This is a genomic window from Rhodospirillaceae bacterium (assembly GCA_018662005.1).
Lineage (GTDB): Bacteria > Pseudomonadota > Alphaproteobacteria > Rhodospirillales > JABHCV01 > JACNJU01.
Map to the genome: position 1 here is coordinate 21,645 of JABJHA010000041.1, position 6,000 is coordinate 27,644.

Below are 6,000 nucleotides of genomic sequence, written 5' to 3' on the forward strand. Positions count from 1 at the left end.
AAGGATTGAATAACCAAGGTTCTTGGTCCTTTTTCTAATCATTCTTGAGTTTAACCCTCAACTTTACTGATCAAAGAGCAGGCCCTTGAACAGGCTGGTTAAAGCGGTAAAAACCCTTTATTAAGCCTTGAATATTTTGATGATCCGAGGAAGTGATGTCCAAGCCTGAAGAAAAACTTGTCCTGGCCCTGCCCAAGGGACGTATCCTTAAAGAAGTGATGCCCCTGTTGCATGCCGCCGGAATAGAGCCCGAACCGGCTTTTAGCGATGAGGGTGCGCGTCAGTTGCGTTTCGCAACAAACAGGCCCGGTCTTGATATCATCCGGGTGCGCAGCTTTGATGCGGCGACCTTCGTCGCCTTCGGGGCCGCCCATCTTGGCATTGTCGGTGGCGACGTGCTGATGGAATTTGATTATCCTGAAATCTATGCACCCCTTGATCTGGGCATTGGTTACTGCCGCATGGCCGTCGCCGAACCCAAGGAAATGGTAGGCAATGATGACCCGACAACCTGGAGCCATGTTCGTGTCGCCACCAAATACCCGGCGATCACCAGCCGTCACTTTGCGCGCCGCGGTGTTCAGGCAGAATGCATCAAACTAAACGGGGCCATGGAACTGGCGCCGATACTGGGATTGTGTCGCCGCATTGTCGATTTGGTGTCCAGCGGCGATACCTTGCGCGCCAACGGGCTTGTCGAGATTGAACACATTGCCGAAATCACCTCGAGCCTGACGGTCAACAGAGCGGCCTGGAAAACCCGCCCTGACGAAATCGGTCAGTTGATCGAGGATTTCCGCAAGGCGCTGGCTAAATCCCAACCAGTGCTCGAGACGGTCTGATGACGACCCGCCTGAAGACGGCCGACAATCATTTCGCCGACGCCTTTGCGACATTCCTGACGGCCAAGCGCGATAACGAGGCGGATGTGAACGATACGGTCACGACCATCCTTGCCGATGTGCGGGCCCGTGGCGACGCAGCGGTTGTCGAGTTGACCCGGCGCTTCGATGGTTTTGAGTTGAGCACAGACGGGATGGCCATCGGCGCGGATGAAATCGACGCCGCGATGAAACAGTGCGATCCTGCATTGCTGGCGGCACTTGAACTTGCCGCCGAGCGTATTTCCGATTTTCATAAACGCCAGATACCCGAAGATCTGGATTACGCCGATGCCGCCGGCATACGTCTGGGTTATCGGTGGACGGCTGTCGCCGCTGCCGGATTGTACGTTCCGGGTGGCACCGCTGCCTACCCGTCGTCCGTGTTGATGAACGCCCTGCCGGCAAAGGTCGCCGGCGTTGAGCGCCTGGTCATGGTGGTGCCGACGCCGGGCGGTGTGCTCAATCCACTGGTCCTGGCGGCTGCCCGCGTCGCCGGTATTGACGAGATTTACCGTATCGGCGGTGCCCAGGCCGTCGGCGCCCTGGCTTACGGCACAGCCACCATTGCCCCGGTCGACAAGATCGTTGGCCCTGGAAACGCTTACGTAGCGGCTGCCAAGCGGCAGGTCTTCGGAACTGTCGGCATCGATATGATTGCCGGTCCTTCGGAAATTTTGGTTGTTGCCGACGCTGACAACGACCCGAACTGGATTGCCATGGATTTACTGTCCCAGGCAGAGCACGATAAATTAGCGCAAGCGATCCTGATAACTGATGATGAGGGTTTTGCGGAGCGCGTCGCGGCGGCAGTTGAGGGGGCGCTAAAAACTTTGCCCAGGGCCGATATCGCAGGCCAGAGTTGGCGCGATTTTGGCGCCCTTATCGTTGTTGGTAATTTGGATGAAGCGATCCCTTTGATTGACCGCATTGCCCCTGAACATCTTGAATTGGCGGTTGCTGATCCTGACAGGTTGGCGGCAAGGGTGTGCAACGCCGGAGCCATCTTCCTTGGCCGGTACGCCCCTGAGGCACTGGGGGATTATCTGGCCGGTCCCAATCACGTCCTGCCGACCGATGGCAGCGCCCGGTTCTCGTCGGGGTTGGGAGTGCTTGATTTCCTCAAGCGAAGTTCCCTCATTGGCGCCGATGCCGAAAGTCTGGCCACTGTCGGCCCCGCCGCTGTTTTGCTGGCCGAAGCAGAGGGCCTGGACGCGCACGCCCGCTCCATCGCCCTGCGACTGAACCGGCGCTCAGAGGAATAATCCCGCCGTGGCAGACCAGCAAAGGATAGCGGAAATATTCCTGGACGAACGCAGCGTCGTCAGCCGCTCCGCACAAGTCGACCACGAACGCAAAGTGGCGATTTATGATTTGCTTGAAGAAAACCGCTTTAAGCTGACCGGCGATTTTCCTGGCCCCTTCCACCTGCATCTGTCAATTGCCGAAAACCGGCTGATCTTTGATGTCAGGGATACCGATGATAAGGAATTGGCGCGCTTTACCCAGCCTCTTAGCCCTTTGCGGTCGGTCGTCAAAGACTACTTCATGGTCTGTGACAGCTATTTCAAGGCCATCAAAGTCTCTTCCCCCTCGCAGATCGAAGCCATCGATATGGGTCGCAGGGGGCTGCACAACGAGGGTGCGGATATTCTTAAAGAACGGCTTGCCGAAAAAGTTGATATTGATACAGACACGGCAAGGCGCCTGTTCACCCTGATTTGTGTTCTTCATATCAGGGTGTAGAGGATGTCAGATCTTCCTTCAGCCGTCCTGTTTTCCTGCACCATGAATTCGGTGCGTTCGCCCATGGCCGAAGGTATTCTCAAACATCTGCACGGACATCGTATTTATGTTGATTCTGCGGGTGTCAGACAGGGTGAAATCGACGGGTTCGTTATTGAAGTCATGGACGAGATCGGTATCGAGATTTCCAAACACAATTCCAAAACCTTTGATGACCTTGAAGATGACTCCTTTGACATTGTCATTTCGCTATCGCCGGAAGCCCAGCATAAAGCGGTCGAAATGACCCGCGTCATGGCTTGTGAGGTCGAATTCTGGAACACATTTGACCCGACGATTATTGAAGGTAGCCGGGAAATCAGGCTCGATGCCTACCGTCAGGTTCGCGATCAACTGATGGCAAAAATAAAAGCGCGTTTCCCCGTCGAGGCGGCGGCTCACGTTTGACGACCAATAAAACAAGGAAATAACTTGACCAAACCGGCTTACAACGTCACTTATGTGGCCGATTTAAATAAATGAGAGCGCAATGGCGAAAGAAGAGCTTTTAGAATTCTCCGGTATCGTTAAGGAACTTCTCCCTAACGCGATGTTCCGCGTCGAATTGGATAACGGCCACGAAGTGCTTGCCCATACGGCTGGCAAGATGCGGAAGTTTCGTATTCGCGTGCTCGCCGGTGACAGGGTCAACGTGGAAATGACCCCGTACGACTTGTCCAAGGGTCGGATCACCTTCCGTTTCAAATAATCTGGTTTTCGGGGGTCATGTGCGATGACAGTTTCCGAAAAAGAAATGCCCCGTTTGATACTGGCATCAAGCTCGCCCAGGCGCGTTGACTTGCTTGCCCAGATCGGAATTTTCCCTGACAAGATCGTTCCGGCGGATATCGACGAAACCCCCTTGAAAAATGAATTGCCGAGCGCCCTGGTGCAACGACTGGGCGCGGCCAAGGCTGCCGCCGTAGCCGGTGATTATTCCGGCGACTGTATTCTTGGCTGCGATACGGTGGTGGCGGTCGGGCGACGTATACTAAACAAGGCCGAAACGGCAGAGGACGCCCGGCGTTTCCTGACATTGCTGTCAGGGCGTCGCCACCGGGTTCTGGGCGGCCTGACAGTCATTGGCCCGGATGGTCGGGCCCATCACCGGCTGGTGAGTACGGCAGTGGCCTTCAGGAGGCTCGAGAAGGGCGATATTGACGCCTACATCGCATCTGATGAATGGCACGGCAAGGCGGGCGGTTACGCCATTCAGGGCCAGGCTGCGGCTTTTGTCAGAAAAATTATCGGATCCCACTCCAATGTTGTCGGTCTGCCGTTGTTCGAGACTGCGCAGTTGCTTAAAGGGTTGGGTTAAATCGTGACGAAAGTGGACGAGATTTTGATCGAAGTCCGCCCGGGACGAACACGCACCGCCTGTCTTGGTGCAGGCAGGCTGATTGAACTGATCGTGGAAGACGATCATCACCGCAGCCTTATTGGCAATATTTATCTCGGTCGGGTCGAGAAGGTTATCGGCTCGCTGAATGCCGCCTTCCTCGATCTGGGGCTTGAACGTTCGGGTTTTCTCGCCCTGGCAGAGGCCCGGCCCATCGGCACGAAGGGCAGCGCCCATGAGTCGATCTCGAGCTATCTGTGTGAAGGCGACAAGGTTGTTGTGCAAATTCTCCGCGATGCCTTTGAGGACAAAGGCCCCAAGTTGACGACCCGGCTGGCGCTTAGTGCAGGCTCGGTCGTCCTCACGCCCGGTGACCCGGCGATCCGGATTTCCAAACGCATAAACGATGCTGATAAACGCGATCACCTTCAAACCATGCTGGCCGAACTGGCCGGCCCGGAAGAGGGCTTCGTTGTGCGGACGGCGGCCCGGGACGCATCGGATGAAGCCATTGCCCGTGATGTTGCGGGTCTTCGTGAGGACTTCTTGAACTTGCAATCCGCCGCTGCTGCAGGCTCCCCGCCAACCTTGCTGCAGGCCGAACCGGACGCCGTCATTCGTGCCCTTCGTCAGGATGTGGCGCGGGTTGTCGTTGATGACACGGCGGTATTCCTGAAGACCAAGGCACTACTTGAAAAACAGGCCCCGGATCAGCTTCCACGGCTGGTCCTGCATCAGGGCGCAAAATTGCTGTTGGGCGATGAACAGGTGGTTGATGATCTGGAACAGGCTCTTGCCGGTGAAATTTCATTACCATCGGGTGGCTCGGTTATTTTCAGCGAAACACCGGCCCTTATCGCCATTGATGTCAATGTCGCGGGAACCACAGGGGGAGGGCGCGAACAAGCGGCCCTGAAAACCAACCTCGAGGCGGCTAAAGACATTGCCAGGCAGATCAGATTACGTAATTTGAGCGGTTTGCTGGTTATCGATTTCGTCTCCATGAAAAGCCATGATAACGGGGCAAAACTTCTCGATGTCTTGCGCGATGCCGTTGCCGGCGATCCGCAACAGGTTTTCGTTGGCGGTTTTACCCGTTTCGGTTTGGTTGAACTGACTCGCAAACGCGCCCGTCCTTCGCTGGCCACTATTCTGGGTGGTCCATGTCCAATATGTGGGGGAAGCGGAAACGGGCTATCGCCGGAAACTGTCGCTTATCGTGCCCTGGATCGCTTGGCCCAGGAAGCGGACTGGGAGCCTTCAGAGGCCCTGCAATTGATCGCCGGGCAACGTCTTGTCGATATTTTGGCGGGGCCTCTTAAGGGTGCCTTGCAGGGGTTGGAGGAACGTCTGGGCCGCAAAGTCGCCATAACCCCGGATGCAAAACGGGGCGATGGCGAATATGAAATCGCCCGGATTGCTAAGAAAATTTAAGGAGCAAAACCAATGGCTGAAATCATCACCTTGAAAACGGCGGCGTCTGAAAAGGGGTGCCCCATGTGCTCGAAGCCGGAAAAACCCGATTTTCGCCCGTTTTGTTCCAAACGTTGTGCCGATCTGGATCTTGGCAAGTGGCTAAAGGAGGACTACCGGATCGCTTCACAGGAAGAAGCCGATCTTGATGATGACAGCTTCGAGCAGGAATAACGGAAAGCCTGAAAAAGTTTAAATTAAAGCCCGTTCAGGGATGCTGGACAGCCCCCATTATTTCTTTTATAAGCCTCTCTCTGACCCAGTGCCCGGGTAGCTCAGTTGGTAGAGCAGCGGATTGAAAATCCGCGTGTCGGTGGTTCAAATCCGCCCCCGGGCACCATTTTTTCCTCAATAAAATCAATAATTTAGATGTTTGTTCCTTGATTGAGCAATTCAAGTCAAGGTGCGTAACAAGGTGCGTTTGCACGATGCAATAGAGCTCCTCCTTCACCAAACACGCATCGTGAGACCTATTCCCCCCGAAGGCAGAGGTCACAGGTTCGAATCCTGTCGGGTGCGCCA

Annotated in this window: 8 protein-coding genes and 1 tRNA gene; all 9 read left to right on the forward strand. The window is 55.4% G+C overall.

The window, feature by feature from the left end; translation table 11 throughout:
• Window positions 1-155: 155 nt before the first annotated feature.
• The 9 genes from HOL66_15715 (at window position 156) to HOL66_15755 (ending at window position 5,818) form a co-directional block, all read left to right on the forward strand.
• A complete protein-coding gene (locus tag HOL66_15715; protein MBT5245684.1) occupies window positions 156-842 on the forward strand; it encodes an ATP phosphoribosyltransferase in 687 nt (228 codons plus the stop codon).
• On the forward strand, window positions 842-2,146 hold the full coding sequence (gene hisD / locus HOL66_15720; protein ID MBT5245685.1) for a histidinol dehydrogenase: 1,305 nt from the start codon (window positions 842-844) through the stop codon (window positions 2,144-2,146). Before HOL66_15715 ends, hisD begins: the two co-directional genes overlap by 1 nt.
• Window positions 2,147-2,153: 7 nt before the next feature.
• A complete protein-coding gene (locus HOL66_15725; protein MBT5245686.1) occupies window positions 2,154-2,627 on the forward strand; it encodes a UPF0262 family protein in 474 nt (157 codons plus the stop codon).
• 3 nt (window positions 2,628-2,630) lie between these two features.
• A complete protein-coding gene (locus tag HOL66_15730) occupies window positions 2,631-3,074 on the forward strand; it encodes an arsenate reductase ArsC (protein MBT5245687.1) in 444 nt (147 codons plus the stop codon).
• A gap of 82 nt (window positions 3,075-3,156) precedes the next feature.
• Window positions 3,157-3,375, forward strand: coding sequence for a translation initiation factor IF-1 (infA, locus tag HOL66_15735; protein MBT5245688.1), 219 nt, complete (start codon window positions 3,157-3,159; stop codon window positions 3,373-3,375).
• 24 nt (window positions 3,376-3,399) lie between these two features.
• On the forward strand, window positions 3,400-3,984 hold the full coding sequence (gene maf / locus HOL66_15740) for a septum formation protein Maf (protein MBT5245689.1): 585 nt from the start codon (window positions 3,400-3,402) through the stop codon (window positions 3,982-3,984).
• A gap of 3 nt (window positions 3,985-3,987) precedes the next feature.
• Window positions 3,988-5,439, forward strand: coding sequence for an Rne/Rng family ribonuclease (locus HOL66_15745; protein MBT5245690.1), 1,452 nt, complete (start codon window positions 3,988-3,990; stop codon window positions 5,437-5,439).
• 12 nt (window positions 5,440-5,451) lie between these two features.
• Entirely contained in the window at window positions 5,452-5,652 is a 201-nt protein-coding gene (gene yacG, locus HOL66_15750) for a DNA gyrase inhibitor YacG (GenBank protein MBT5245691.1), read from the forward strand.
• Window positions 5,653-5,742: 90 nt separating this feature from the next.
• A tRNA-Phe gene (locus HOL66_15755) sits at window positions 5,743-5,818 on the forward strand.
• Window positions 5,819-6,000 lie beyond the last annotated feature (182 nt).

What these genes read in the sequence shown, in the direction of transcription:
- HOL66_15715 (MBT5245684.1), top strand. Translation starts at nt 156, where the DNA reads ATGTCCAAGCCTGAAGAAAAACTTGTCCTGGCCCTGCCCAAGGGACGT.
- HOL66_15730 (MBT5245687.1), top strand. Translation starts at nt 2,631, where the DNA reads ATGTCAGATCTTCCTTCAGCCGTCCTGTTTTCCTGCACCATGAATTCG.
- infA (MBT5245688.1), top strand. Translation starts at nt 3,157, where the DNA reads ATGGCGAAAGAAGAGCTTTTAGAATTCTCCGGTATCGTTAAGGAACTT.
- hisD (MBT5245685.1), top strand. Translation starts at nt 842, where the DNA reads ATGACGACCCGCCTGAAGACGGCCGACAATCATTTCGCCGACGCCTTT.
- maf (MBT5245689.1), top strand. Translation starts at nt 3,400, where the DNA reads ATGACAGTTTCCGAAAAAGAAATGCCCCGTTTGATACTGGCATCAAGC.
- yacG (MBT5245691.1), top strand. Translation starts at nt 5,452, where the DNA reads ATGGCTGAAATCATCACCTTGAAAACGGCGGCGTCTGAAAAGGGGTGC.